This window comes from Flavobacterium magnesitis, assembly GCF_041729735.1.
Taxonomy (GTDB): domain Bacteria; phylum Bacteroidota; class Bacteroidia; order Flavobacteriales; family Flavobacteriaceae; genus Flavobacterium; species Flavobacterium magnesitis.
The window spans coordinates 292,241-318,879 of sequence record NZ_JBCFQK010000001.1 but is presented as its reverse complement, the minus strand read 5'-3'; the positions used below and the strand labels follow the sequence as shown (position 1 = coordinate 318,879).

The 26,639-nt window shown below is 33.1% G+C and carries 18 protein-coding genes; 8 read left to right on the top strand and 10 right to left on the bottom strand.

The window, feature by feature from the left end:
* Positions 1–3 precede the first annotated feature (3 nt).
* The 4 genes from AAGV33_RS01405 to AAGV33_RS01390 form a co-directional block, all read right to left on the bottom strand.
* Positions 4–1,485: a xylulokinase gene (locus tag AAGV33_RS01405; RefSeq protein ID WP_373390115.1), complete on the bottom strand. Its 1,482-nt coding sequence runs from the start codon at positions 1,483–1,485 to the stop codon at positions 4–6.
* 3 nt (positions 1,486–1,488) lie between these two features.
* Positions 1,489–2,487, bottom strand: a complete 999-nt coding sequence (locus tag AAGV33_RS01400) for a GntR family transcriptional regulator (RefSeq protein WP_373390114.1) — start codon at positions 2,485–2,487, stop codon at positions 1,489–1,491.
* A 137-nt stretch (positions 2,488–2,624) separates the two neighbouring features.
* The gene (uxuA, locus tag AAGV33_RS01395; protein ID WP_373390113.1) at positions 2,625–3,800 is read right to left on the bottom strand and encodes a mannonate dehydratase; all 1,176 of its coding nucleotides are present in this window, start codon (positions 3,798–3,800) and stop codon (positions 2,625–2,627) included.
* 12 nt (positions 3,801–3,812) lie between these two features.
* The gene (locus AAGV33_RS01390; protein ID WP_373390112.1) at positions 3,813–4,550 is read right to left on the bottom strand and encodes an SDR family NAD(P)-dependent oxidoreductase; all 738 of its coding nucleotides are present in this window, start codon (positions 4,548–4,550) and stop codon (positions 3,813–3,815) included.
* A 746-nt stretch (positions 4,551–5,296) separates the two neighbouring features.
* Here AAGV33_RS01390 and AAGV33_RS01385 point away from each other — a divergent pair.
* The 7 genes from AAGV33_RS01385 to AAGV33_RS01355 are packed head-to-tail and all read left to right on the top strand — an operon-like array spanning position 5,297 to position 20,569.
* Positions 5,297–7,519, top strand: a complete 2,223-nt coding sequence (locus AAGV33_RS01385) for a fasciclin domain-containing protein (RefSeq protein ID WP_373390111.1) — start codon at positions 5,297–5,299, stop codon at positions 7,517–7,519.
* A 1-nt stretch (position 7,520) separates the two neighbouring features.
* Positions 7,521–10,787, top strand: coding sequence for a SusC/RagA family TonB-linked outer membrane protein (locus tag AAGV33_RS01380; RefSeq protein ID WP_373390110.1), 3,267 nt, complete (start codon positions 7,521–7,523; stop codon positions 10,785–10,787).
* Between the two features lie 10 nt (positions 10,788–10,797).
* The gene (locus AAGV33_RS01375) at positions 10,798–12,276 is read left to right on the top strand and encodes a RagB/SusD family nutrient uptake outer membrane protein (protein WP_373390109.1); all 1,479 of its coding nucleotides are present in this window, start codon (positions 10,798–10,800) and stop codon (positions 12,274–12,276) included.
* 15 nt (positions 12,277–12,291) lie between these two features.
* Entirely contained in the window at positions 12,292–14,073 is a 1,782-nt protein-coding gene (locus tag AAGV33_RS01370) for a fasciclin domain-containing protein (RefSeq protein ID WP_373390108.1), read from the top strand.
* A 37-nt stretch (positions 14,074–14,110) separates the two neighbouring features.
* On the top strand, positions 14,111–15,586 hold the full coding sequence (locus tag AAGV33_RS01365) for a fasciclin domain-containing protein (RefSeq protein ID WP_373390107.1): 1,476 nt from the start codon (positions 14,111–14,113) through the stop codon (positions 15,584–15,586).
* Between the two features lie 24 nt (positions 15,587–15,610).
* Positions 15,611–18,796 (top strand): SusC/RagA family TonB-linked outer membrane protein, encoded by a 3,186-nt coding sequence (locus tag AAGV33_RS01360; protein ID WP_373390106.1) that lies wholly within the window; start codon positions 15,611–15,613, stop codon positions 18,794–18,796.
* A 24-nt stretch (positions 18,797–18,820) separates the two neighbouring features.
* Positions 18,821–20,569, top strand: coding sequence for a RagB/SusD family nutrient uptake outer membrane protein (locus AAGV33_RS01355; protein ID WP_373390105.1), 1,749 nt, complete (start codon positions 18,821–18,823; stop codon positions 20,567–20,569).
* A 156-nt stretch (positions 20,570–20,725) separates the two neighbouring features.
* Here AAGV33_RS01355 and AAGV33_RS01350 read toward each other — a convergent pair whose 3' ends face one another.
* The 5 genes from AAGV33_RS01350 to AAGV33_RS01330 form a co-directional block, all read right to left on the bottom strand.
* The gene (locus tag AAGV33_RS01350; protein WP_373390104.1) at positions 20,726–21,619 is read right to left on the bottom strand and encodes a pseudouridine synthase; all 894 of its coding nucleotides are present in this window, start codon (positions 21,617–21,619) and stop codon (positions 20,726–20,728) included.
* 147 nt (positions 21,620–21,766) lie between these two features.
* The gene (locus tag AAGV33_RS01345; protein ID WP_373390103.1) at positions 21,767–22,723 is read right to left on the bottom strand and encodes a geranylgeranylglycerol-phosphate geranylgeranyltransferase; all 957 of its coding nucleotides are present in this window, start codon (positions 22,721–22,723) and stop codon (positions 21,767–21,769) included.
* Positions 22,724–22,760: 37 nt separating this feature from the next.
* Complete coding sequence (locus AAGV33_RS01340; RefSeq protein WP_373390102.1) at positions 22,761–23,699, bottom strand: mevalonate kinase family protein; 939 nt, start codon at positions 23,697–23,699, stop codon at positions 22,761–22,763.
* A gap of 301 nt (positions 23,700–24,000) precedes the next feature.
* Positions 24,001–24,219 (bottom strand): hypothetical protein, encoded by a 219-nt coding sequence (locus AAGV33_RS01335; protein ID WP_373390101.1) that lies wholly within the window; start codon positions 24,217–24,219, stop codon positions 24,001–24,003.
* A gap of 33 nt (positions 24,220–24,252) precedes the next feature.
* Positions 24,253–25,356: a diphosphomevalonate decarboxylase gene (locus AAGV33_RS01330; RefSeq protein ID WP_373390100.1), complete on the bottom strand. Its 1,104-nt coding sequence runs from the start codon at positions 25,354–25,356 to the stop codon at positions 24,253–24,255.
* Between the two features lie 199 nt (positions 25,357–25,555).
* On the opposite strand from AAGV33_RS01330, the gene AAGV33_RS01325 reads away from it, so the two are divergent.
* Positions 25,556–26,032, top strand: a complete 477-nt coding sequence (locus AAGV33_RS01325; RefSeq protein ID WP_373390099.1) for a TspO/MBR family protein — start codon at positions 25,556–25,558, stop codon at positions 26,030–26,032.
* A gap of 50 nt (positions 26,033–26,082) precedes the next feature.
* Here AAGV33_RS01325 and AAGV33_RS01320 read toward each other — a convergent pair whose 3' ends face one another.
* The gene (locus AAGV33_RS01320) at positions 26,083–26,484 is read right to left on the bottom strand and encodes a hypothetical protein (RefSeq protein ID WP_373390098.1); all 402 of its coding nucleotides are present in this window, start codon (positions 26,482–26,484) and stop codon (positions 26,083–26,085) included.
* Positions 26,485–26,639: the final 155 nt, after the last annotated feature.

The window sequence follows — 26,639 nt, the reverse complement described above, 5'->3', positions numbered from 1 at the left end:
AGTTTATTTGTTTATAATGAGTTCTAATTCTTTTTTCCAATTTTGATATGCTATTAAATAAGGTGTGCTGTTTTTTAATGGCATAAATGTCATTACGTGATCATTTTTGATGATATTGTCGCCAAAAGTTTCGTAATCTCCATCAATTAAACCGACAGCTCTTGCGGCTCCAACAGCTCCTGTAGTGTTGTAAATTTCTATTTCGTGACCAATTAATGTAGCTACAGTATTCGAAAAAATTTCCGAGCGAAACAAGTTGTCATTTCCTGCTCGAATGACGTTTATTTGAGCATTATCAGCTTTCATGATTTCCATTCCATACACAAAAGCAAAGGCAATTCCTTCCAGAGTAGCACGGTATAAATGCCCGTGTCCATGTTTGTTGAGGTTTAGATTCAAGAAATGACTACCAATGTTTTTATTGTTAAACATTCTTTCGGCTCCATTTCCAAAAGGAATCACAACCACACCGTCAGAACCTACCGAAACTTCTTCTGCTTTTACATTCATGTTTTCATAAGAATCCATTCCGCAATGGTTACGCAACCAGCGGTATTGAATTCCAGCACCATTAATACACAATAATTTACCTACTGTAGGTTTTTCATTGGTATAATTAACATGAACAAAACTGTTGATTCTGGAAGTCTCTTTCGATTTTAATTGGTCAGTTACAGCATAAATTACTCCCGATGTTCCACCTGTTGCAGCAACTTCTCCCGGTTTTAAAATATTTAGAGATAAAGCATTGTTGGGTTGGTCGCCAGCGCGATATACCACCGGAATACCAACAGGAAGACCCGATTCCTTAGCACCTTTTTCGTTCAGGAAACTTTGATTTGTAAAATTGTCTACAATTGTAGGAGTCAAAGACGGATCAATTCCGTAGTATTTCAACAACCATTCGGCAACTTCGTTTTCTTTGTAATCCCAAATCATGCCTTCGGATAAACCGTTTTTGGTAGTGTTGATTTCGCCAGTCAATTTATAAGCAATGAAATCGCCAGGCAACATGTATTTATCAATTTGGCTGTAAATTTCAGGTTCGTTTTCTTTAACCCAAGTCAATTTGGATGCGGTAAAATTCCCTGGAGAATTCAATAGGTGAGTAGCACATTGCTCTTCGCCTAAGTCTTCGAATGCTTTGTCTCCAATTTCCACTGCTCGGCTATCGCACCAAATAATAGAATTTCGCAATGATTTTCCATCTTTGTCTACTACAACTAATCCGTGCATTTGGTAAGAAATACCAACGCCAGTAATTTTTGACGCATCAATATTAGCTTCTTTGATGGCTCTTTTACTTGCTATGCAACAGTATTCCCACCACATTTCTGGATCTTGTTCAGCCCAGTCTTTATGGTAGGCTGTAATTGCCATTTCATCAGCTGGTTCGTTTAGCGTGATGATTTTTTTTCCAGTTGCAGCCTCTACTATGGCTACTTTTACAGAGGAACTTCCTATGTCATATCCTATATAATACATAATTTATAATGATTCTCTAATGGTTAGTTTTGTTGGTACGTAATATTGCATCGGCTCGTCTTTGGCTACAAATTCGGCAGCTTTGATCCCTAATTCATTGAAATCAGTGGTAACCACTGAAATTCCTTTGTAGATGAATTTTTTCATCGGAGTTTCATTATAAGATAAAAAACCAACGTCTTTTCCAGGCTCTAAATCTTTCTCTCGGCATTGTTCTAAGAACATTCCTAAAATTCGATCGCTTACACTGATGTAGGCAATGTCTTTTTCGATAATAAACTCTTTTGGATTGGTAATTACCTTATAATTAAGATTGAAATCGGTACAATATTTTTTGAAATGAGTAATTGTTTCCTTTGGGTGATTCGTAAACGTTGGGTAAACAAAAACAATTTCTTTGTATTTTTTAAAAAGAGATTCTCCTTGCTTTAAGGCTTCATAAAAAGCTTTTCCAAAGTCTTGAAAAACATAATTGTTTTTTGATTTTGAATGAATATTCCAGTCAATTAATAATAGTTTTTCGTTTGAAATTGACGAAAGAGTAGGAGCAATTTCTTTATTATCGAAATTCATTACTACATATTTGAAATACTTTCCTGCACTATTATTGATGATGGTTTTGAAATTCTCAATATTATAATGGTGGAATTGTACATCGACAATTATATTTTCGGCTAAATTATTGACAAAAGAATGGTAAAGTACTTCTTTGTAGGCTTTAAAGGTATCTAAAACCAATAGTACTTTTCTAGTTTCTCCAATTACGAAATAGCCTTTGTTTGGTACAGAATCAATTAGTTTTTGTTCTTTTAAAATAGAATAAGCTTTAAAAACAGTATCTCTTGATAATTGATTGTTTTTACAAATACTATTTACAGAAGGCAATTGTTCGCCTTTAGCTAAAATATTTTCCGAAATAGCATTGTTTATGGAATCAACCAGCTGCTGATATTTTGGAATATCGCTTTCGTGATTGATGTTAAGAGTGAAATTATTTTCCATATTTTAGTTATGCTGTTCTGTTCCGGTATGCAAATATAGATTTTATTTTTATACGAAAAAATATTTTGAGTTTTTTGCATAAAAAAATTCCATTTTGCATTGTGTTACAAAATGGAATTTTTACAAAAAGAGGAATATTATTTTTGAGCTAACTTGTATTTCAACCCAATTTCAAGACCTCTCAATTCTGCGAGTCCTTTCATTCTTCCTATTAAAGAGTAGCCGGGATATTGTTCTTTTCCTTCTTCTAATGAGTGTAAGAAACCGTGGTCGGGACGCATTGGCAAACTAATTTTTCTTTTATTCATCAATAAAATTAGTTTTTCCATAACTGCTTCCATTGGATTGTCTCCATTAAGATGCTCTGATTCTCTAAAAATATTTTCATCGCTGCGAATTACATTTCTTAGATGTAAAAAATGAATTCGGTCTCCAAAATCATCAATTATCTGAGTTAAATTGTTTTTTGGATCTGCGCCAAGCGAACCTGTACAATAGCAAAGACCGTTTGCATTTACAGGAACAGCTTCTGCGATTTTTTTAATATCATCGGCAGTGCAAACAACTCTTGGTAATCCCATCACAGGAAAAGGTGGATCATCAGGATGAATGGCCAATTTTAAACCTAATTCTTCTGCTAGAGGAGCTACTTCTGATAGAAAGTAAATTAGATTTTCTCTTAATTTATTATCATCAATATCTTTGTAATTGTCTAATAAAGATAAAATTTGTTCAGCAGTAAAGTTGATTTTACTTCCTGGCAATCCCAAAAGTACATTTTTAAATAAAAGCTCTTTTTCTTCGGTAGAAAGTGAAGCGCCAAATTCTATCGCTTGTTTTTTTTGTTCTGCTGTATATTCGTTTTCGGCATTTGGTCTTTTTAGCAAATGAATGTCAAAATACACAAAAGCAATATGATTGTATAATAATGCTTTTGTGCCATCAGGATTTTCAAAATTATGATTGGTACGAACCCAGTCTAAAATAGGCATGAAATTATACGTAATCACTTTGATGCCGCATTGAGCAATATTTCTCAAGCTGATTTTGTAATTTTCAATGTATTGTTTGAAATTACCACAGGCTCTTTTGATTTCTTCATGAACAGGTAAGCTTTCGATTACTGTCCATTCCATTCCTGCGGCTTTAATTAATTCCTGTCTTTCTTGTATGGCTTCAACAGTCCAGATTTCGCCAACAGGAATTTGATGTAAAGCGGTTACAATTCCAGAAACTCCACATTGTCTAATATCTTGTAATGCGATGGCATCGGTAGGGCCAAACCAGCGCATGGTATGTTGCATTGTTATCATAGTTCTAAAATATTAAAATCCGATGCTGTTTCCTCCATCAACTGGTAGAACAGTTCCTGTTACGTATTTAGATTCGGCGGTTGCATAAAAATAAACAGCGTCTCCAATATCATCTGGTTCACCTAAGAATCCCATTGGCGTTCTTCCTAAAACTTTGTTTTTTCTTTCTGGATCGCTGTCTAATGCTTTTGCAGACATTTTGGTTTTTATAAAACCTGGGGCAATGCAATTCACGCGAATTCCAAATGGAGCTAATTCCACAGCCATAGCACGAGTCATGGCTTCAATAGCACCTTTGCTGGCGCTATACGCAATTACTTTTGGAATACCGTATTGAGAAGCCATAGAGCTAATGTTAACAATACTTCCGTTTTTGTGCTCTTTCATGTTTTTTACCACTTCACGGCTTACCGCAAAAACACTTAAAAGGTTAGTGTGTATGATAGACAAGAAATCTTCGTCAGTAACATCAGCGAATTCTTTTTTTAAGTTGATACCTGCATTGTTTACTAAAATGTCTATTGGAGCTTCTTTAGTTAGTTCGGCAATCATTGCTGGAATTCCGTCTAGATTGTTTAAGTCAAAAATTATAGGAATAGCATTTGAGCCAATTTCAGCACAAGCTTCTTCTGTTTTTTCTTTAGAGCGTCCTATGATATAGGTCTTGATTCCGTTATTGCATAATTTTTTGGCTGTGGCAAAACCTAAGCCTGAATTTCCTCCAGTTACAATAGCTGTTTTAGTATTCATAATTTTTTTATTTGGTAGATTTTTTTTAGAAAGTCAAAAGTAATTGTTTTAACTTCTATCTTAATATATTATAGTAGAAAATAATTTTTAGTTGAATTGCTTTCGAGTAAATAATTGAAAGGAACGATTTCTTTACTGAAGCGAAATGGTTTTAACTTTAATCTTGAAGAATAATATTGTATTTCTCTTAACAAGCTTTTTTATTTAGTATCTTTAATTGCCTTTTTGAAAAAAAAAAATATTCTATAAAATAGTTTTTAAAGGCTAAATTTAATTGATGAAAAATCAAATTACTTTGGTCTGCTTTTTTTTAGAAAAGTAAATACACTCCATTTTCGACACAGAATGTTTAATCTTCAAAAAACAAAGTTGAAAATTCTTAACAAAACAGCAAGTTTAATTTTTAATAATTCTTAACAACTAGTAAATACTTCAATTTATTTTCTTTTTTAAAAAATTACAAAATATATGTTAAATTGATATACATGAGTTTTAGCCTTTGTGTTAAATTCTAGAGAACACGGCTTTTCTCACTAAATTCAACTACTTTTTATTGATATTTTATTAGTTAATAGAATGCAATATGTGTATTTAATTTAGACTTTTTTTTAAATATATATAAAAAAACAGGATACAACAGGATAGATGTATTAAGTTGAACATATAAATTTGAAAAGTTAAAAATTAACAAAAAGAGTTAAAAAAAACACAAATATTTATTCACCACTTTATAAGCTAACCAAACAATGAAGAGAAAATTTAACTACTATTTATTAATTCTACCTCTTCTGGCGTTATTTGCCAGTTGTAGTCGAGACGTATTTGATGAATACTATGCGCGTCCAGATTATTTGGAAGATCCTATTTATCAAAGATTGGAGGAGCTAGGTAATTTTAAGAACTTTACAACCTTAATTGAAAAAGCAGGATATAAGGATATTTTGAGTAAATCAGGATATTGGACTCTATTTGCTCCTAATGATGAAGCGTTTACTAAATTTTTCCAAGATAATGGCATATCTGATGTAAGTAAGATAGATGATGCTACTGCATCTAAAATTGTGAAATATGCGCTTGTATTTAATGCCTTCCGTACGGACCAGCTTTCAGATTATCAATCAGGAACCGGTTGGATAATTGATCAAGCTTTTAGAAGAAGAACGGCTTATTACGACGGATTTAAATATGATATGGGTTTTGATGGAGTTAGACGTTTAATAGTTGATGTTAATAGAAATGGTGGGCTGTTGAATGCAACTGTTAATGGCGTGCCTGTTATTGACAATAATAACAAGTATATTACTTATTTCGATAAAGAATATTTTGCTGCAAAAAAACTAAATGCTAGTGACTATAATTTTTTCTATCCAAATGCTACTTTTACTGATTTTAATGTATTGGGTGGTTTTATTAAAGAGGCCAATATTATAGCTGAAAATGGCGTGATACAGGAAGTGACTGAAGTTTCTCTTCCTTTAAATAGTATTGATGTGCATTTAAAATCAGATCCTAATTACAGTATCTTCTATGATATTTTACAAAAGAATTTTGTAACATATCCATTTAGCCCTTTAATGACAAACAATTACAGAAATTTTTCAGGGAATTCCGAAGATGTTTTTGTAAAGACTTACAATCCTAATTTAGTTTTTTCTCCTAATAATGAAAATTATCTTAAGGCAGTTGATAATGATGGTCAAAATGATGCCTATACTTTGTTAGCTCCTAATAATGACGCAATGCAGATTTTTATCAGAGATGTGCTAACTAAGCATTTTAAATATGAAGAGTTGCCACAATATGTATTTCAAGACTTAGTAAATGCACACATGGTTGCTGGAGCAGTTTGGCCTTCGTTAAAAGGTCAGTATCAAAACGGATTAAAAGAAGAATTGCGTTTTGACTTTGCTACTGATGTTGAAGATAAAAAAGTATTGAGTAATGGTTTCTTTATTGGTACAAATAAAGTACAAAAATCAAATATCTTTTATAGTGTCTATACATCGGCTTATTTGAATCCAAATTACTCATTAGCTGTAAGATTATTTAATGACGGGTCTGGTTACAGAGAAATTGTTAGTAACATAGATTCTAAGTTTACATTGTTTTTGCCAAGTGATTCAGTTCTTCAAGCTCTAGGGTACAGTTATAATACAATTCAGCTGCGTTGGGAATATTTGTCACCAAACGGAGCCATTTCAGAAACCGGAACAGCTGCAAGAAACCGGTTATTGCGACTTTTTTACAATTGTATTGTTCCAACACCAGACGGAGAATTGGATAATATTGCAACTACTTCAGGGGTTATCAGAACAGGTGATAACGAACTGTTTGGTGAATATATTCAATGGGACAATAATAAAATATACGCAGCTGGTACAATCGTGGCTGGAAATGCAGTAAATATTTTAGGTTCAGAAAGACAAGAAAATGGAATTACTTATTTTATCGATAAATTCCCTGAATTTTCAACAGAATTTCAAGGTTTAGCGATAAGTAGGTTGGCCACGCAAAACGCACAATACAGTAGTTTTTTTAATTATTTGCGTAATTCCAATATTTATAGAGCATCAGACGGAAAGATCGATGGTACTGATTTAGGAACTAGCTACACATTTATTGTACCAAATAATGCAGCAATAGCAAAAGCAGTTACTGATGGAGTTTTACCTGCATCACCAACAACTACTATTGCTGGTCAAAGGGATTTAATAGCTGATTTCATTAGATATCATATAATTGTAGCGAGAACAGCTTCAAATGATAATCTAACCAATGGGCTTTTTGAAACCTTAAGAAGAGATTCTAAAGGGGAAAAGACCTATGTAAATATTAACAGTGAAGCAAAAAATTTAAAATTTAGTGATAATTCAGGTACTACTGCTAATTTTATACCTGCAAGTAGCAACAATTTAGCTGACCGATCCTTAATTCATTTAGTTGACAACTACCTTAAACTTACGGAATAACATGATACAAAAATTTAATACTATATTTTCAAAAATAACCGTCGTTTTACTGTTTCTGTTAGCTATTCCAGCAATTTCACAAACTGTGAATGGAGAGCTAATTCGTGGTCAAGTTTTAGATTCAGGTGATAATCTTCCTATTCCAGGGGTTACAGTTGCTGAACGAGATAATGAAAACCGAACTGTTGGGGGTGTAATAACCGATTTAGATGGTGGTTTTGCCATAAAACTTAAAGATGCTAATCACAAATTGGTAATTTCTGCCATTGGTTACAAAACCAAAACGATTACCATTGGTGCGTCAAAAAACATTAAGGTAACATTGGTGTCCACTATAGAAGAATTAAAAAGTATAGTCGTTACAACCAAAAAGTCTACTGATAATGGTTTGATGAGAATAGCTGAAAGAGATCGTACCACCAGTTCCGTTACTATTAATGCCGCTGATTTGGCTCAAACTCAAGCCGCTTCAATTGACGAAGCATTGCAAGGACGTATGCCTGGTGTAGATATTGTTGCATCCAGTGGAGATCCAGGTGCAAGTATGCAGATTCGTATTCGTGGTACATCTTCTATTTCGGGATCCCAAGATCCTTTGATTGTTGTTGATGGTATGCCTTTTGAAACTCCCGTGCCTTCTGATTTTAATTTCGCTACCGCAGATGATCAAGGGTATGCTGCCTTGTTAAATGTTGCGCCAACCGATATTGAAACGATTACCATTCTAAAGGATGCAGCAGCAACTGCAATTTGGGGTGCAAGAGCCGCTAACGGTGTTTTATTAATTACTACCAAACGTGGATCTGTTTCTGCTCCCAAAATTTCATATACTTTTAGAGGTACTTTATCCAAAGTGCCAAAAGCAATTCCTATGCTTTCGGGGGATCAATATTCACAATTAATTCCCGAAGCTTTTATGAATTTTCGAGGAGTTCCGCTAAATACCTTAACAGTAAAGGAATTCCAGTACGATCCACAAGATGTGTATTATTTTAAAAATTATAGTAATAATACAGATTGGTTAGATGCTATCACCCAGACAGGTGTGTCCAATGAGCATAATTTATCCTTACAGGGTGGAGGGCAAAAAGCAAAATATTTTACTTCTGTTGGTTTCTTTGATCAAAAAGGGGTAACAGTAGGAACTGGATTTACAAGGGTTAATGCCCGTTTGAATTTGGATTATGAAGTTTCTGATAGAATTAGTTTCCGTGCAAACTTTGCTTATACTAATTCTACAACCAATAGAAATTCTGTTAATCCTTTCGGTACAAACGATGGCGATCGTCTGCGTGGAATTGCTTTTAGAAAAATGCCTAATATGAGTATTTATGAATACAACGAGGCAGGAGAGTTAACACCAAATTATTTTTTACCGTTAAATAATGTGCAACGCAGCCTTAATCCTGTTGCTATTGCTAATTTAGCTACTAACGAACAGGTTGAAAATAGAATTGTTCCCCATTTTAATGTTAGGGTTGATTTAGTGCCAAAATTGCTTATGTCGACATTTGATGTTCAATTTGACTTTAGTAACAGAAAGACTACAGTTATTGAACCTCAAAGCGCTACTGGTTTGTTGTTTACTTCGCCTAATGTGAATTCTACCTCTGAACTTACAGATGATTCAGCTGTTTTAAATACTAAAACAAATCTATTATTTACTCCTACAATAGGAAAAAACCAAACACTACAATCTGTTCTTTCTATTCAAACTAATGATAGCCGTGGTGGAAGTGTTTTCTTCCGTAACACGAATACAGCGTCCTCTTTATTTACAGACACATCCATACCTTCAAGAACTACCTCTGTTATTAGGAATGAAGGATATGGTGAAGGAAGAAGTGTTGGTGCTGTTTTAAATGCCCAATATGGATTGTTAGACCGTTATATTGTGAATGTCGCGATTCGTGGTGATGGAAATTCAAAACTAACAGGTAAAAATAGATATGGTTATTTTCCATCAGCTTCTGCGCGATGGAGGATTTCTGGAGAATCATTTATGCAAAAAGCAAACTTTGTTGATGATTTTAGTATGCGTTTAAGCTATGGTCATGCTGGTAATGCACCAAGAAACGATTATACTTTCTTTAACACCTACAGTGCATCCGCAAACCCATACATTGATTTAAATGGGGTTGTTCCAAACAACATGGAGTTAACTAATTTGCGTTGGGAAACCGTTATTGGAAGAAATTTAGGATTTAACCTTAATATGTTTAATAATCGTGTTATGTTAGATGTTGATGTCTATAGTAATTTAACAAAAGATTTGTTCTTTGCCAACTTACAAGTTCCATCCATTTCAGGATTCAATACTCTTTCAAACCAAAATGTAGGTACTTTACAGAATTCTGGTTGGGAGATAGGATTGATATCTACCCCATATAAATCGGGTCAATGGAAAATTGATTTTAACTTTAATATTTCCAGTAATCAAAATGTTATCAAGGAAATGTCTGAATTTGTACCTACTGAAAGCGGTTCCTCAATTGTGAATGGTTCTTTTAAGCGTTTTGTTCAAGTGGATAATCCTTTTGGTTCTTTTTACGGTTACCGATTTAAGGGAGTGTATAAAGATTTAGACGCTACTTTGGCTCGTGATGCAGGTGGAGATATAATTACAGGACCTAATGGTGAAACGGTATTTATGCGTTTTAACTATCCAGCGTCATCTTATGTTTTCCAGCCAGGTGATGCTATTTATGAGGATATTAACAAAGATGGTAATATTGATTCTCGAGACGTAGTGTATTTAGGAAATAGTAATCCTAAATTAGCTGGAGGTTTTGGAACAAATTTTTCTTGGAAAGATCAATTCAAATTATCATTTTTCTTTTCTTATCGTTTAGGGTTTGATATAGTTAATGGTACTGATATGACCACGACAAATATGCATAATTACGATAATCAAAGTACAGCTGTCCTTTCAAGATGGCGTAATCCTGGTGATGTGACTAATATGCCAAGAGCTGTTTTAGGTGGTGGTTTCAACTGGTTGGGTTCCGATCGTTATGTAGAAGATGGTTCCTTTGTTCGTTTGCGAACTGTAACATTCAATTACATTTTCAAAAAAGAATTTATCAACAAAATGGGGCTAGAGGCTCTTAATTTTTATGTTACAGCTGACAATTTGTTTACTCTCACTAATTATCGCGGACAAGATCCCGAAGTGGGAAGAGAAAGAGGTATTTTTGGAATTACTATAGACAATGCTGCAACTCCACCAACACAAAGATTTTCGTTTGGATTATCTACTCGTTTTTAATTATATATATATGAAAACTAAAATAAAACTATCTATCCTTGCTCTGTTCGCTTTACTAGCAACAACTTCATGTGATAATTATTTGGACTTACGCCCTCAAGACGGTATTGTTCGTGATGAATTTTGGAAAACCAAAGAAGATGTACAGGCTGCTGTTATAGGGATTTATACGTCCTTGTTAGACAGAAACTTAACTAATAAACTTTTTTACTATGGAGAGTTAAGAGGCGGTTTAGTATCGGAAGGGAATAACGCTAATGATGAGATTAGAGATATATTGAATACCAATGTATTACCAACGAATTCTATTGTCGATTGGGATATCTTTTATCGTTCTATCAATTATTGCAATACAGTGATTGAATTGGCTCCCAATGTCAAGAATTTAGATCCAACATTTTCTCAAACACAACTTAATAACTTTCTTTCAGAAGCATTGGCTATTAGAGCTTATTTGTATTTTACTCTTGCTAGATCTTTCAAGGATGTTCCTTTGAAATTAGACGCATCACTTTCTGATTCTCAAGATTATCAATTACCAACATCGCCACAGAGTGTTGTTTTTGATCAAGTGATCAAAGATTTGGAACTTGCAAAAACCTACGCTACAGAAGATTATGGTAATAATGCTTATAACAAAGGACGAATTACAGTTTATTCTGTCAATGCTTTATTAGCAGATGTCTATTTGTGGACGGAGCAGTACCAAAAGGCTTTTGATGCTACTGATGAAATTGTAAAATCAAATAAATTTGCTTTGATCAATACTGGGGGCAGTACTTGGTTTAATAGAGTTTTTGCTGTTGGTAATTCAACTGAAAGTATTTTTGAATTGCAATTCAGTCTTCTTGTTCAAAATCCATTAAACGATTTATTAAATGTGTTTCCTCAAGTGAGAGCCACTCCTCTAATTATGGAAAATGTTTATGGAATTGATTTTGATGTTCCATCTAACAGAGATTATAGAGGTGATCAAGCAGCAGTAATTGGTTCAACCGGTGCGATTTACAAATACACTGGTTTGAATAATACTGAATCTAAAGATAGAAATGAAAGCAACACACACTGGTTTGTATATCGTTATGCTGATGTTTTATTAATGAAGGCAGAGGCTGCTGCTAGACTTGAACAAGGTCAAATTGCTTTAGATATTATCTCCGAATTACGAACGAACCGTAGAGCGCTAGAAGCTACTGAACGAACTCCGGGTGCTTCTGAAGTTCCTGCTCTTATTGATTATATAATGGAAGAACGTGCACGAGAATTAGCTTTTGAGGGTAAACGTTGGTTTGACTTATTGCGTGTTGCAAAAGCCAATGGTTATGAGCGTAGACAGCTATTAATTGATGTTGCTACCGAGAATGCGCCACCTACAAGTATTCAGTCTATTGTGTCAAAACTACAAGACAATAACAGTCATTATTTCCCAATACATTTTTCTGAACTTCAGGTTAATAAGGCCCTTGTTCAAAACCCTTTTTACAAATAATAAACTAATCAAGCCATGGAAAAATTATCAAGATTACCTCGTTTGTTATCCGTTTTTTTCTTCTTTATCGCTTTTTTGCTTTTACAAAGCTGTACAGAACTTAAGTTTAAAGAAACTACTGACGAAACACAAAACGTTACTGAATTCCTGCGTGATAACGAAGAATATTCCTTGTTTTTGGAAATGTTAGATCTTACTAATTATGCTTCTTATATGAATACTTATGGTACATTTACTGTATTTATTCCCAATAATGATGCTGTAAACAATTATCTTAAAGATTTAGGTTTTACTTCTTTGACTCAAGTACCTATTGAAGACTTAAAAAAAGTAGTGAAATTACATATTATCGATACCAAATATACCACTGCTTCTTTTACAGATGGTAAATTATTTAACCCAACTTTATTGGGGCAATTTATTATTACAGGAAACACAGTGGTAAATGGTGAATCTTTTAGGACTTTAAATAAAGAAGCTAAAATTCTTACATCAAATTTAGAATTAGGTAACGCAGTAGTGCATATTACTGATAAAGTGTTAAGCGTTGCCAATAAAACATTGGCTCAAACAATTGAAGAAAATCCAGAATTATCTTTATTTACTGAAGTTCTTAAGGCTACTGGCTGGTTCGAAAAATTAAACCAACCTTTAACATTTGACGCTAATAAAGTGGGTAGCTTTTTAACCGTTTTAGCACAGTCTAATGAAGTTTACGATAACACTAAATGGACTAATCCTAAAACTAAGGTGGAATTAACACTTAATACACTCGACAATTTAAAAATACGTTACAGTCACCTTGGTGATCCAACCAATACAGCGGATAGTTTGAATTTATACGTTCAATATCACGTAATACCGAAATTGAACTATCTTGCAGATTTTGCTGTTACACCAGTATTTGAGACTAAAGCACCCTCTGAAGTTATTAGTTCAAAATTAATTGGTGGTGAAATTTTCCTTAACCGTGACACTTTTAATGGAGTTTTGGAACCTGGTTTTTCTGTCCTTAGGCCAACAAGTGATTTGACTTGTTCCAATGGTGTTTTACACACAGTTGATACTAATTTCACTATCATCAAGCGTTTTCCTTTGCCTGTATATTTTGATCTTTGTGACCAGCCTGAATTTGCTGCTAATGTAGCTAACTACAGAAAACCAGGAGGAGTTAAGTTTGGTTTTGGTCGCGGTAGTTTCAAAGATATTCAGTGGACAGGACATCCAACTTATCCGATCGAATGGGCTCCAGTTGCATCTTCTGTCAACGGTGATTTGTTGAATATTTTTCGTTTTCGAGTTACTAATTCAGGAGCGAATGATATAGAGGTTACTACACCTGTAATTATTAAAGGACGTTATAAAATTTGGGTTTCATATCGTCAGAGTCCAAGAGCATCAGCTACTACAAGACTTTGGTTCAATGGTAAAATTACTTCAAGGATAATAAATCAAAGAGAACTTCCAAACGATCCAAACAATACTACTTCGGGTATTCCTGATAATGTGTTAGAAACGCAAGGCTACAAAAGATACATATATCCGCATGTTCAAGGTGACAGGCTTTATTCAAGATTGGTAGGAATTGTTGATGTAGAAACAACAGGAAGACAAAAAATTAAATTTGTAACCGATAATTGTTCAGGTTGTGGTGGTGCTGATGCTGATAGTTTTGATTTGGTTGAATTCCGTCCGGTAGATATGGATCAGATTTGGCCAAAATTTAGAAAAGGTCTACCTGTTCCTGGACAAAGTAATTTAGTTCCAAAACCTAGCCCTGGAGAGCCAGAAAATTAATTTTCAAGTTTTATTTTATTAATTCAAATTTTCCTCAATGATTAAATTTCATTCTTTTTATAAAAATATTGCTGTAGCAGTATTAATGCTGATAGCTTTTTCTTGTTCCGATCCATGGAACGATAGGAATACCGCTAATGAAGCAAACATTGATAAAAGTTTAGTAGAAGCGATTAATAGCTCTAGTGAGTTTTCAGAATTTTCAAAAGTTTTGACAGCAACTGGATACGATAAGGTTTTGGCATCTTCTAAAAATTTCACAGTTTTTGTTCCTTCGAATGCAGCCATGAGTCAAGTACCTGTTTCAATCATAAATGATCCGGTTGCCCTAAAGCAATTTGTAGGCAATCATATTGCATTGACTTCTTATTCATCGGTTCGTGATAACGATGAAGTTCAAATAGAGATGCAGAGCAAGAAGTTTTTAATGCTCAAGGGTAGCTCTACTATTGATGATGCAACTATCATTAAAGCTGACATGTTAGCTTCTAACGGGATCTACCATGTTATTGATAAACCGCTTACGCCTAAGCTCAATATATGGCAATTTGTTGCGTCACAATCCGCAACATCTATGATGAGTGCTGATTTGCTTGCTTTGAAAGAGTTTAATATTTATCAAGCAGATTCTGTAAAAAAAGTATTGTCTGAATCTGTTGGTGCAGGTTATTTGTCCGATTCGTTGACGAATTCTTTTTTAACCAATGTGTATAATTTGAATAACGAAAAGAATTCTTACACGCTCTTTTTGATGGAAAATGATGGCTATACAGAAGAAACAGACAAAATGAAAGCCTATACTATTAAATCTACAACGGATTCAACTGCTACTTATGCGAAGTATTTTACGGTTCGTGATATGGTTTTCAACAAAAAATATGAACCGAGTCAATTACCAAGCACTTTAACCTCCCGCTTTGGCGTAGAATACGCTGTAGATAAAACTCAAATTGTTGGAGAACCAATTCGCTTGAGTAACGGTATTGTTTACATCATGAAAAAGGTGGATGTGCCAATGGACAAACGTTTAGTGCCAATTGTAATTCAAGGAGAGAGTTTTGATTTAAGGTTTAATATGAGTAATAGTATAGCATCTATTACTAGGGATTTTTTCTTACCCAGTGCTGAAAATATTAATGATGTTTTTGTTTTGAATCCTGGTTCTGCATTGCCAAGGCTTGTGTATCAAAACAGGTTAAAAGATCTATACAGCACTACCTATAGAGTACATTGGCGTGCCATAAATAATAAAACAACTGTTTTTAGTCAAACTATATCGATTGGAGGCAATTATGTCGTAACCGGTTCTACTTTTACATTTGTTAATCCCCTTAAAACATTAGCTTATACTCCTGTACCAATTAATGATTTTAACGAGGTTCTTGTTGGTGATTTTACACCTTTACAATCTGGCAACATATTAAATTTAACATTATTAGGTGCTAATACAGCTACTAATAATCAGAATTCTCTTGCTTTAGATTATTTAAAAATTGTTCCAGTAGTTAAATAAATATTATTATAAAAAAAATTGGTTATGCTAAAAATTATAAAATCGAGTGGCTTTGTTTACGCATGTATTGCATCTGTGTTTTTTGTGCAATTGCATGCTCAAGAAGCACAAGATTCTACTGCAACTTCAATACCTTCATCAAAATTAATTTTGAATGGATACACTATAAAAGGTACTGTGTTCAATGCTAAAAGTAAAAAGCCCTTGTCTGGAATTAGTGTCGCTGTAGAAAATTTTACTTCAACATTTACAGAAGATGATGGAAGTTTCACGATTGTTGTTCCTAATTATGACGCTGTTTTAAAAATTAGTGGACAGGAATTTCAGACTAAAGTGTTCCCTGTGAAGAACCGAAAGTTAGGTTTGGAAATCTTCATGAATGAGTCTAATTATTCACAAATTTATCAATTATCAAATTCGGCTAGTGGGCATATTATGCAATACAATACCACGCAAGCTGCTACTGTTGTCAATTTCAATCAAAATCAGTGGTCAAATCCTTCTCATGAAAACGTTGGTGCTTTTTTGCAAGGTAAAGTTTCTGGATTGAATGTTACTCGTAACTCTGGGACACCAGGAGCAGGTAATAATCTATCTCTACGTGGTTTTAGCTCTTTGTATGGTACTAATAAGCCTCTAATCGTAGTAGATGGAATGATATATGACGACGAGGACTATGGGTCAGGAATTATTTCAAACAATGTTTCTTCACCTTTTGCTAATATTGATGTTAAAGACATTGAGGATGTTACTGTTATTAAAGACGGTACCTCCCTCTACGGTAGCAAAGGCTCAAACGGTGTTATCAACATAACTACCAATCGTCCTACCGAGGTTACTACAAAAATTGATTTTGCAATGTATGCTGGTGTAAATGAACGTCCTGAAAATTATCCTTTATTGGATGCTAATGGTTTGCGTACACATTTTACAAGACTCACTAGTTCAGCAGGCTTGAGTCAGCAACAGGTAGCTAGTTTGCCTTTTTTAAATGATACGGCTGGTTCTCCAGGTTATTATTTATATCAAAACAATACCGATTGGCAAGATCAAGTACTGCAACAATCGATGAATCAAAACTATTATTTAAAGGTTCGTGGTGGTGATGAAATTGCAAAATACGGGCTTTCATTAAATTACCTTGATTCTGATGGTATTGTTGGAGGGACCAATACACAACGTTATGGAACTCGTTTAAATGCTTCATTAAAATTGACAAAAAAATTTAATGTTGATGCCAATTTATCTTTTATTAATAATATTCAAAAACAGTGGGCTCAAGGCGGTGAGAATTATGTCAGTCCGTTGTATTCTTCCTTAATCAAAGCACCTTTTTTGAGTACAAATGCAATAGACGATTTAGGTAATGTTTCTCCTATACTATCTGATGTTGATATTTTTAATCGTTCAAACCCGAACGCTATTTTAGCCAAAGGGATTGCCAATAATAATAATTACCGCTTTTTTGGTAACTTAAAATTTAGTTATCTTTTAAATAATTCATTGAATTTAAACAGTATTCTAGGCTTAACGCTTAACAAGGAGAGAGAAAATTTCTTTACACCAGATAGAGGTGTTACAGATCTACTATTGGGTGATTTTCTTGTAAAAAATCAGTCTGGAAGTGATGCGCAAAGCTATCAAAGTTATTTTGTTGATACCTATTTGAACTATTCCAAAAATTTAAGAAATGATCATAATATAGTAACTCGTCTTGGATTTAGAGCTCAATCTAGTAAATCTGAAAATGACTATGTTCGTTCCTTTAATTCTCCTACTGACGATTTTACTTTTATTGGAACTGGATCTCTTTCCAATCCTATCAGCGGAGGTTTGGCTGAAACGAATTGGTTAAATATTTATGCCAATGCCAATTATGACTTTAGAAATAAATATTTTTTAACAGCTTCTTATGCTGTGGATGGTTCTAGTCGCTTTGGTGACGGTATGAATGGTAAAGAAAGGTTGTCTTTAATGACAGCTATATCTGGAGCTTGGATGGTTTCATCCGAAAAATTCCTTAAAAATTCGGAGATTATCAATTATTTAAAGCTACGAGCTTCTGTAAGCGAGACTGGAAATGATGGCTTCAGTGATTATATTGCACAAAAGCAGTATGTTTCTCAAGGATTTTTGGGATTTCAAGGACTTGTTTTAGGTAATATTGGTAACCCTGATTTGAAGCCTGAGCGCCAACGTCAATATAATTTGGGTGCCGATTTTGGTTTGTTAAAAGAAAGGCTAAATTTTACAGTAGATTACTTTAGTAAGAGAACAAACAATATGACTACTTTTCAGAATATTAGTACTGTTTCTGGGTTTAATAGCATATTAGCAAATAATAGTGCTATGAAAACAACTGGAGCTGAAACTTCATTGAATACTAGGGTTATTTCATCTCCTGATTTTACTTTTGATTTTGGTTTAAACATTGCTACCTATCAAAATAAAATTCTAAACTTGCCAAATGGTGATATATTGAGCAATTTTGCAGGTGCAACTTATATCACTAGTACTGGTATGGATGCTAACTTATTTTATGGTTTGCAAACAAACGGTGTGTATAGTACAACACAAGAGGCTACAGCTGATGGATTGTCAAGAATAAGTGAAACGGGTGAATTAACGGCGTTCAAGGGTGGTGATATGCGTTTTGTTGATCAAAATGATGATAAGATTATTGATGATAAAGACCGTAAAGTTATAGGTAATCCAAACCCTGATTTCTTCGGTAGTTTCAATGGTAACTTTACTTATAAACGTTTTACCCTTAATGCTCAATTCAATTTTTCTGTTGGAAATGATTTGTACAACGGATTGCGTTACAATTTAGAAAAAATGAGTGGTTATGATAACCAAAGTATTGCTGTGGCAAATAGTTGGAGAGCAGAAGGTCAACAAACTAATATTCCAAGAGCTGCTTTTGGAGACCCAATGGGGAATTCAGAATTTTCAGATCGTTGGATTGAAGATGGTTCTTATTTGCGTTTAAAGACCTTGGTTGTTAGTTATGATTTTAATGTGGAAAAAATGAAGTATATTAAATACATTAAAATTTATACCACCGCTAATAATCTATTTGTTTTTACCAAGTATTTAGGGTTTGATCCAGAATTTAGTGCAACTTCTTCTTTATTTGGACAAGGTGTTGATATCGGAATGGCTCCTCAATTTCGAAGCATACAGCTAGGTTTGCGTCTAGGACTTTAATTTATTATTTATACAATTTTACAAATGATACAATCAATTATATTTCAATCCTCAAAGAGAGCTACACTTATTGCTTCTTTTGTTTTTATGCTATGTTTAAACTCTTGTCAAGATTATCTAGATGTAGAGCCAAAAACTAGTTTAATAGAAGAAAATGCGTATGAAACTGTGACAGATGCTGATGCTGCTGTTTTTGGTCTTTATGGTAAATTTGTTGGTTTGGCTGATAAGCATGTTATTTTAAACGAAATACGTGCCGATTTGATGACTACAACAAACAAATCATCTACTTTTTTAAAGCAACTTTCGGAACATAATGTAAGTCAAGATAATCCCTATATTAGTCCTAAACCTTTTTATGAGGTGATTAATAACTGCAATGATATCTTAAAGAACTTTGATATCATGCTTGCAGAAAAGCGTTTTACTCAAGATCAATACAATCAACGCTATGCTGATGTTGGCTGTATTCGCAGTTGGGTGTATCTTCAATTAGGAATTCATTTTGGTAGTGTACCTTATATCACTGAACCTATTTCTACATTAGAAGATGCTAAAAATGCTACTAAATATCCTCGAATTCCTTTTTCAGAACTATTGGATAAATTGATTGCTTTTTCAGAAGGTTTAGAGTACAAAAAACCATACAATGCACAAAGCACTATGGTAACCAATGTTGACGGATATTCTACAGCTAAATTTTTTATTAATAAAGAATGTTTGTTGGGAGATTTACATTTATGGAAAGCAAATTATACTACAGCGGCCTCATATTATAAAAATGTTATGGAAACTGCAAGTACTAGTAGTAACGATACGGAGCGTTATGAATCGTATCGTATCAGTATCTTTGGTGACGGGAACAATCCTAATAACAATTATTTTGTAAGGTATTCTCAAGCTGAGAATGCATCTAGTTTGATAACTGGCAATACATTTGGTTGGCGTTCGATGTTTAGTAGGACTAGAGATGCATTGTGGAATACAGAATGGATTTGGTCAATACCATTCACTAGTAATCTTTCATGGAATAATCCTTTTATTAAATTATTCTCTAAATCCAAAGGGGATTATTTGGCTAAACCCTCACAAGCATCCATAGATTTATGGAATAGTAACAAACAAGTAGCTATACCTTATGATGCAAGAGGTAGTAAATTAACCTATTTGATGGAAGGTAATGACCCTGTGATTATGAAATACCAATACAAAAGTGATGCAAATCTTACTGGTCCTGCAAATAATGGAGATTGGTTTTTGTATAGAACTGTTAAATTACATTTACGTTATGCCGAAGCAGCCAACCGTGATAACAAACATCGTATAGCAAGTGCCATACTTAATAATGGTTTTCAAGTTGAATACAATCGTGGAGGTGTGAGTAATACATCAGGAAATGTAACTAATATCATGCAAACAAAAGAGCCTTATCCTTACGATTTTGATGCACGTCAGGGTGATTTTCCAAGATTTAGAGCTAACTGGCATAGAAATGGTGGAATAAGAAGACGTGCTAATCTTCCTGCAGCACCAGTTGTTGGGGATAGTTTGATTTCTATTGAAAACAACCTGATTAATGAAGCTGCTCTTGATCTTGCTTATGAAGGAAATCGTTGGGAAGATTTAGTGCGTGTAGCCAGACGTAGAAATGATCCTTCTTTCTTAGCAGATAAAATTTTTGAAAAATTAAATGGAGAAGGAAATCCAGAAGCGGCTAATGTAAAAGCTAAATTAATGAATCCAAATAACTGGTATTTGCCATTTAATTGGTAATAAGTAGATTGAATAATTTATAGGAGAAAAGCCGTTTCAAAATTTTGAAATGGCTTTTTTTCGTTTAAGAATATTTTCCATAAATTAATTAAAAAGCAAAAGCCGCATCAAATTTTATATTTTGATGCGGCTTTTTTGATATGTTATAAAAAATATTTAAGTATTCTTCAAATTAATAATTTCTTGTTCCGTAAGTAATCTCCAATTTCCTCTTGGTAGGTTCTTTTTAGTCAAACCTGCAAAGGCAACACGGTCAATACGTAAGACATCATAATCAAAATGTTCAAAAATATTTCGAACTACTTTTACATTGGATGTTTTTAACTTTAATCCAATTTCGCTTTTTGCTTCTCCTTCAATATAACTTACTTCTTCTACAAAAACGCGGTGTCCGTCTAGTACTAATCCTTTGCTAATTTTTTCTAAATCTTCAAATTTTAAGTTTTTGTCTAAGGAAACTTGGTAAATTTTAGATGATTTTTGATTAGGCAGCGAAAACTTTCTAATCATATCGGTATCATTGGTAAACAATAAAAGACCGGTGGTGTTTTTATCCATTCTCCCTACAGCAGCAATTTTTGAAGTAGTTGAACCTTTTACTAATTCTAGTACATTTCTATATTCCTGACCTTCGTCAAGTGCAGTAGTAAAGTTTTTTGGCTTGTTTAATAGAATGTATACTTTTTTCTCTGGAGTCAATTTTACTCCATCAAAATTTACATCATCTCCTGGCTTTACTAAATAGCCCATTTCAGTTACAGGAATACCGTTTACTTTTACGTTTCCAGATTGAATGTAGATATCGGCATCACGACGGGAACACACCCCAGAGTTGGAAATATATTTGTTCAAACGAATTTCGTCTTTTGCTTTTGCTCTTTTAGGAGCTTGATTTGGCTTTTTCTCTATCTTTTTAGCAGCTTCTTCAGCCACTTTCGCGGTTACTTTTGCTTTTTTAGGCCCTTGTGCCCTTTTTTGCATCGCAGGTTTTGGCTTGTTAGAGCTTGGTCTTGAACCTCCTCTTTTATTGTTGCCTTCCTTATTATTCATAATAATCTATAATTTACTTCGTCAGTTAGGACTATCTAGTCCTCGAATTTGCAAAGATAGTATTTATATAGTTGCTAATTGAGAATTACGAATTATAAAACACTAACTGACTTGTGAATAAGTAAGTTCTGTGATTTTTAAATTATTTTAAAAAGATAAAAGCAGTTTTTTTCCATGCCACAATACGCTTGGATCGATGAGCACAATACAAAATACGCCAGCCACAATAAGAAATTTTAATACATTATGCAGCAATAAGAATTGTCCTTTTTTATTGGATTTCCATAAATAGAGCAGGAAGAAAATCAAGAATATCAAGCAGGCATAAAAGTAAATATCCATGTAGCCCACATCATAAATATCGATTAAAATATATACTGGAAGGATAGTTGCTATGGTTAATACTGTTATAAGCTGTTTGGAACGTCTTTCACCATAAATAATTGGAATTGTTCTGTAATTGTTGACCAAATCTCCTGTTATGTTTTCTAAATCCTTAATCATTTCCCGTACAAGCAATAATAAGAATAAAAAAGTGGCATGTGCCGAAATGACCATAAACTGATTTTTGTAATTTTCTATTTCGTATATCGGGAGTTTGGTGTAATAATATAATAAAATAGCAAAAAATGGGAGTACGGCTAGTAAAGCTGCCATTAAGTTTCCTATAAAAGGATATTTTTTGATTTTATGAGAGTAAAACCAAATCAGGAAAATATAAGCTGAAAAGAATAAAAAAGCCCGCCAGGATATAAAAGAAGCAATTAAGGCAACTGCCAAATTCAGTGAAAAATAAACCTTAAGTTTGGTACTTTGGCTCACTAATCGATCTAGCATAGATTTGTTAGGACGATTGATTAAGTCTTTTCGGCTATCATAAAAATTATTGATAATGTAACCTGAAGCTATGGTTATAGAAGAAGCAAAAACTATTAAAAACAAATTCAAATCGAGTAAAATATCTAATGCTCTTATCTCTGGTGCAAGAATAAATATAGCTGATAAGTATTGTGCCAGAATGATAACTGGAATGTTATAGCCTCTTACTACAGAGAACAAACTGATAATCTTTAACGCTAAAAGTTTGTTTTTTCTATTGAGCATTTAAATTTTCTCTGAATCTATTTTTACTGAAATTATTTTAAAATTGGTAAACTACTTCTAATTTGTAATCTTTCAAAGAAGCTTTAGCACGTTCTAAATCTTCTGTAAATCCTAAAATGTAACCACCTCCACCAGAACCACATAATTTTAAATAATAATCATTGGTTTCAATTCCTTTTTGCCAAATTTCATGAAACTGTTCCGGAATCATTGGTTTAAAATGATTTAAAACGACACGAGATAGCTTTTTAGTATTGGTAAACAAGGATTTCATATCTCCACCAAGGAAATTTTCTACACAAGCATCAGTGTGTTTTACAAATTGGTTTTTCAACATAGCACGGAATCCTTTGTCTTTAAGGTTTTCCATAAAAATATTAATCATAGGAGCAGTTTCGCCTATGATTCCAGAATCCAATAAGAAAACCGCAGCTTTTCCATCAAAACTTTGATTAGGAATTCCAGTTGCTTCAATATGATCTTTCGAATTAATTAAAATAGGAATACTTAAATAGCTATTTAAAGGATCGAGACCAGAACTTTTTCCGTGGAAAAAACTCTCCATTTGGGAAAAAATATTTTTTAATTGCAATAATTTTTCACGGGTCAAATTCTCAAGAATCGTGATTTTATTCTGAGCATATTTGTCATAAATAGCAGCTACTAATGCTCCGCTACTTCCTACGCCGTATCCTTGAGGAATGCTGGAATCAAAATACATTCCAGTATCTATATCATTTTTTAAAGACTTTAAATCAAAGGAAACTAAATTCGTTTGTTCGTTTTCTAAGGTTTCTAAATAATCGGCAAAACGTTTTAAACTGGCATTAGAAGCAATGGCTTGAGGAGAAGGGTTCTCTTCTTTTTTTAATGCGCCATTATAAAAATTATAAGGAATTGATAATCCTTTAGAATCACGAATAATTCCATATTCTCCAAAGAGTAATATTTTTGAGTAAAATAAAGGTCCTTTCATATTTTTATTTTAAGTCTTTCAATTTATTTGGGTTTTGTCTGGTGTCAAAAACAGACAGAATTTGAATTTCTGTAGAGTTAAATCGGTAAAAAATCGTAGTTTGTTTTGATAAAACACACTTATAAATATTTTTGTCAGATTTTGGAAATGCTTCTGGGTTTTTAGAAATTAAATCTACAGTTTTTATTATGTTGTCTTTAAATTTAATATAAAAACTCTTTCAGACCATTTAGAAATTAAGTAGAATTTTATTTCTCTTAAATTTTTAAGTGCAGTTTCTGAAAAAGTGAGCTGTCTAATTTTATAAATGATTTTTCATTACTTCATCGAACGAATAAAATCTTCCATTTTCATAATCTTCGATTCCTTTATTTATATCTGCTTTTTGTTCTTCTGATAAATCATCCCACCAATCTTTTTGCTTTGAATTAAAGATTTTTTTGATGGACGCAATAATAGACTCATCATTTGTGTCTGCCAATAACTTAATCAATTCTAACTTTTCTAATTGAATATTCATAATCTAAAATTTACTTTAAAGATACTAAATAAATTATTCTAATTGAGTAGCTCCGTTTCCAATTTCGTCACAAAGGTACTGCCCATTTTGACAATAGCCAACTAATTCGTCCTTAATAAATTGCAATACGCTTTCTTTATCCTTATTTGGATATAAAACATGCACATTTGCACCAGCATCGAGTGTAAAACAGACTGGAATTTGTGTTTCGGTTCTAAATTTCCAAATTCTATTGATGATTTCCAAGGTATTTGGTTTCATTAAGATAAAATAAGGCATCGATGTCATCATCATGGCGTGTAAAGTCAGTGCTTCGCTTTCGACTATTTTAATGAATTCTTCCAGATTCCCATTTTCAAAAATAGCAATTAGTTGGTCTAAATTTTCATGTGCTTGTGCAAATCGCCTTTCGGCAAAAGGATGGTTGTGCATTAATTCGTGTCCCACAGTACTCGAAACCTGCTTTTCTCCTTTGTCAACTAGTAAAATAGTATCTTGATAGTTTTTAAAATTTTCGTGAATAGTATATGGAAATTCGACACCAAATAAATCCGAACTTCCTTCAATATTAGCCTGATTTCCCCAAACTACAACTTGACCTTTTACACTTCGGCAAGCACTTCCTGAACCCAATCGGGCTAAAAGAGAAGCTTTTTGATAAAAGTAATCTTCGGTCATTGTGGGATTCAGCGCTTTTTCTAAACTCATTAAATTCATTGCTAAAGCTGCCATTCCAGAGGCCGAAGAAGCAATTCCTGAACTATGCGGAAAAGTATTTTGGGTATCAATAGTAAAATGATAGTCTTTCAAAAAAGGCAAATAGATTTCAATTCTTTCAAAGAATTTTTGAATTTTTGGTTTGAAATCTTCTTTTGGTTTTCCTTCAAAAAGCAAATCGAAAGAAAATTCATTTGTCACATCGAGCGCAGTCGATATGCTTTTTTTATCAAAAGCCAATTTGGTAATCGTTTTACAATTATTCAAAGTAAAACTCACCGATGGATTGGCTGGAATTTGATTGTCTTTTTTTCCCCAATATTTCACTAAGGCAATGTTGCTGGGAGCGCTCCATTGAAAATGACCGCTTTCTAAAGTTTGAGAATATTGAGACGGAATAAAATCGTTTGCTGTAAACATGAATGATAAAATTTGCGCAAAGATACTTTTTTTGATTTATTAGTTTAGATGCGAATTGGATTTTACCGCAAATTCGTAAATTTTTAAGTAATTTTGGTTTAACCATTTTTCTTAATGAATTGAATCACTATGAAAATAATTTTTATTAAGCTTTTTTCTAAATTCTCTTAATACCTTAACGGTTTATAAAAACTAAAAAATGAATAAAATTATCAAAATACTTGTTGCCGTTGTTATATGTCTTGCTATTGGTTATTTTTCTGGAATTGTTACTCGTTCGGCAATTTTAGATTGGTATCCAACATTGGAAAAACCAAGTTTTAATCCGCCCAATTGGATTTTTGCACCAGTTTGGACTGCGTTGTACATTATGATGGGAGTTGCTGCAGGATTGGTTTGGAATCGCATCAAAGACATAACCGAAGAAGTTAAAAAAGCATTGGTGTTTTTTATAATTCAATTGGCATTGAATGCTTTGTGGTCGTATTTGTTTTTTGGTTTACGCAACCCAATGTTAGCAGGAATAGAGATTATTGTTTTGTGGTTGATGATTTATGAAACTTATTTACAATTTTCTAAAATCAATAAAATAGCAGGATATTTGTTTATTCCTTATTTGGCGTGGGTAAGTTTTGCTGCTGTGTTGAATGCGAGTATTTGGTGGTTGAATAGATAGAGTTACAATATCAATTACAATTTCAAAAATCAATTTCAAAAATAGAAATGTTATTTTTCTAAAACTATTTGTTTTTTAAAAGTGATACTTTTTTCTAGTAAAAAATCCATAGTACTCAATACATTTTTTAAAGTTGCTATTGTTTTAGACTTAGGATCAGCATCGCAAAAATCAAGGAATAATTCTATTTCGTCTGGTTTTATTTTTAAGGTATTTATAAAGTACTTTTGATCGCAATTTGTTTTAGCAAGCTCTTTAAACGGGACTATTGGGTTTTCTTTTTTTGGAGGCTCTTTTTCTTTTTTAAATATTTTTGCAAGATCACTTCCCATGCGAATAAAATCCATTCCATTTGGAATTGTTCCCATATTCATACCTATGATTTTTGGAGTTTTTGCAGCTTTTTCTAAAGCATATTCGTCCAGTTTTTCTTGCTCGTAATTTGATTTCAAATTTAATTTAATCGAAGGGATATTTGCTATGACTACTTCTTTTAATTCTTCAGGTTTTAGAATTAATTCAATGATTAAATCTTTATCATTTATAATTAAAGGATTGATTACAATTTTTGCTAGTTCATAGTCTCTAGCTATAAAAACAAGAATGT

What these genes read in the sequence shown, in the direction of transcription:
- AAGV33_RS01405 (WP_373390115.1), bottom strand. Translation starts at nt 1,485, where the DNA reads ATGTATTATATAGGATATGACATAGGAAGTTCCTCTGTAAAAGTAGCC.
- AAGV33_RS01400 (WP_373390114.1), bottom strand. Translation starts at nt 2,487, where the DNA reads ATGGAAAATAATTTCACTCTTAACATCAATCACGAAAGCGATATTCCA.
- uxuA (WP_373390113.1), bottom strand. Translation starts at nt 3,800, where the DNA reads ATGATAACAATGCAACATACCATGCGCTGGTTTGGCCCTACCGATGCC.
- AAGV33_RS01390 (WP_373390112.1), bottom strand. Translation starts at nt 4,550, where the DNA reads ATGAATACTAAAACAGCTATTGTAACTGGAGGAAATTCAGGCTTAGGT.
- AAGV33_RS01385 (WP_373390111.1), top strand. Translation starts at nt 5,297, where the DNA reads ATGAAGAGAAAATTTAACTACTATTTATTAATTCTACCTCTTCTGGCG.
- AAGV33_RS01380 (WP_373390110.1), top strand. Translation starts at nt 7,521, where the DNA reads ATGATACAAAAATTTAATACTATATTTTCAAAAATAACCGTCGTTTTA.
- AAGV33_RS01375 (WP_373390109.1), top strand. Translation starts at nt 10,798, where the DNA reads ATGAAAACTAAAATAAAACTATCTATCCTTGCTCTGTTCGCTTTACTA.
- AAGV33_RS01370 (WP_373390108.1), top strand. Translation starts at nt 12,292, where the DNA reads ATGGAAAAATTATCAAGATTACCTCGTTTGTTATCCGTTTTTTTCTTC.
- AAGV33_RS01365 (WP_373390107.1), top strand. Translation starts at nt 14,111, where the DNA reads ATGATTAAATTTCATTCTTTTTATAAAAATATTGCTGTAGCAGTATTA.
- AAGV33_RS01360 (WP_373390106.1), top strand. Translation starts at nt 15,611, where the DNA reads ATGCTAAAAATTATAAAATCGAGTGGCTTTGTTTACGCATGTATTGCA.
- AAGV33_RS01355 (WP_373390105.1), top strand. Translation starts at nt 18,821, where the DNA reads ATGATACAATCAATTATATTTCAATCCTCAAAGAGAGCTACACTTATT.
- AAGV33_RS01350 (WP_373390104.1), bottom strand. Translation starts at nt 21,619, where the DNA reads ATGAATAATAAGGAAGGCAACAATAAAAGAGGAGGTTCAAGACCAAGC.
- AAGV33_RS01345 (WP_373390103.1), bottom strand. Translation starts at nt 22,723, where the DNA reads ATGCTCAATAGAAAAAACAAACTTTTAGCGTTAAAGATTATCAGTTTG.
- AAGV33_RS01340 (WP_373390102.1), bottom strand. Translation starts at nt 23,699, where the DNA reads ATGAAAGGACCTTTATTTTACTCAAAAATATTACTCTTTGGAGAATAT.
- AAGV33_RS01335 (WP_373390101.1), bottom strand. Translation starts at nt 24,219, where the DNA reads ATGAATATTCAATTAGAAAAGTTAGAATTGATTAAGTTATTGGCAGAC.
- AAGV33_RS01330 (WP_373390100.1), bottom strand. Translation starts at nt 25,356, where the DNA reads ATGTTTACAGCAAACGATTTTATTCCGTCTCAATATTCTCAAACTTTA.
- AAGV33_RS01325 (WP_373390099.1), top strand. Translation starts at nt 25,556, where the DNA reads ATGAATAAAATTATCAAAATACTTGTTGCCGTTGTTATATGTCTTGCT.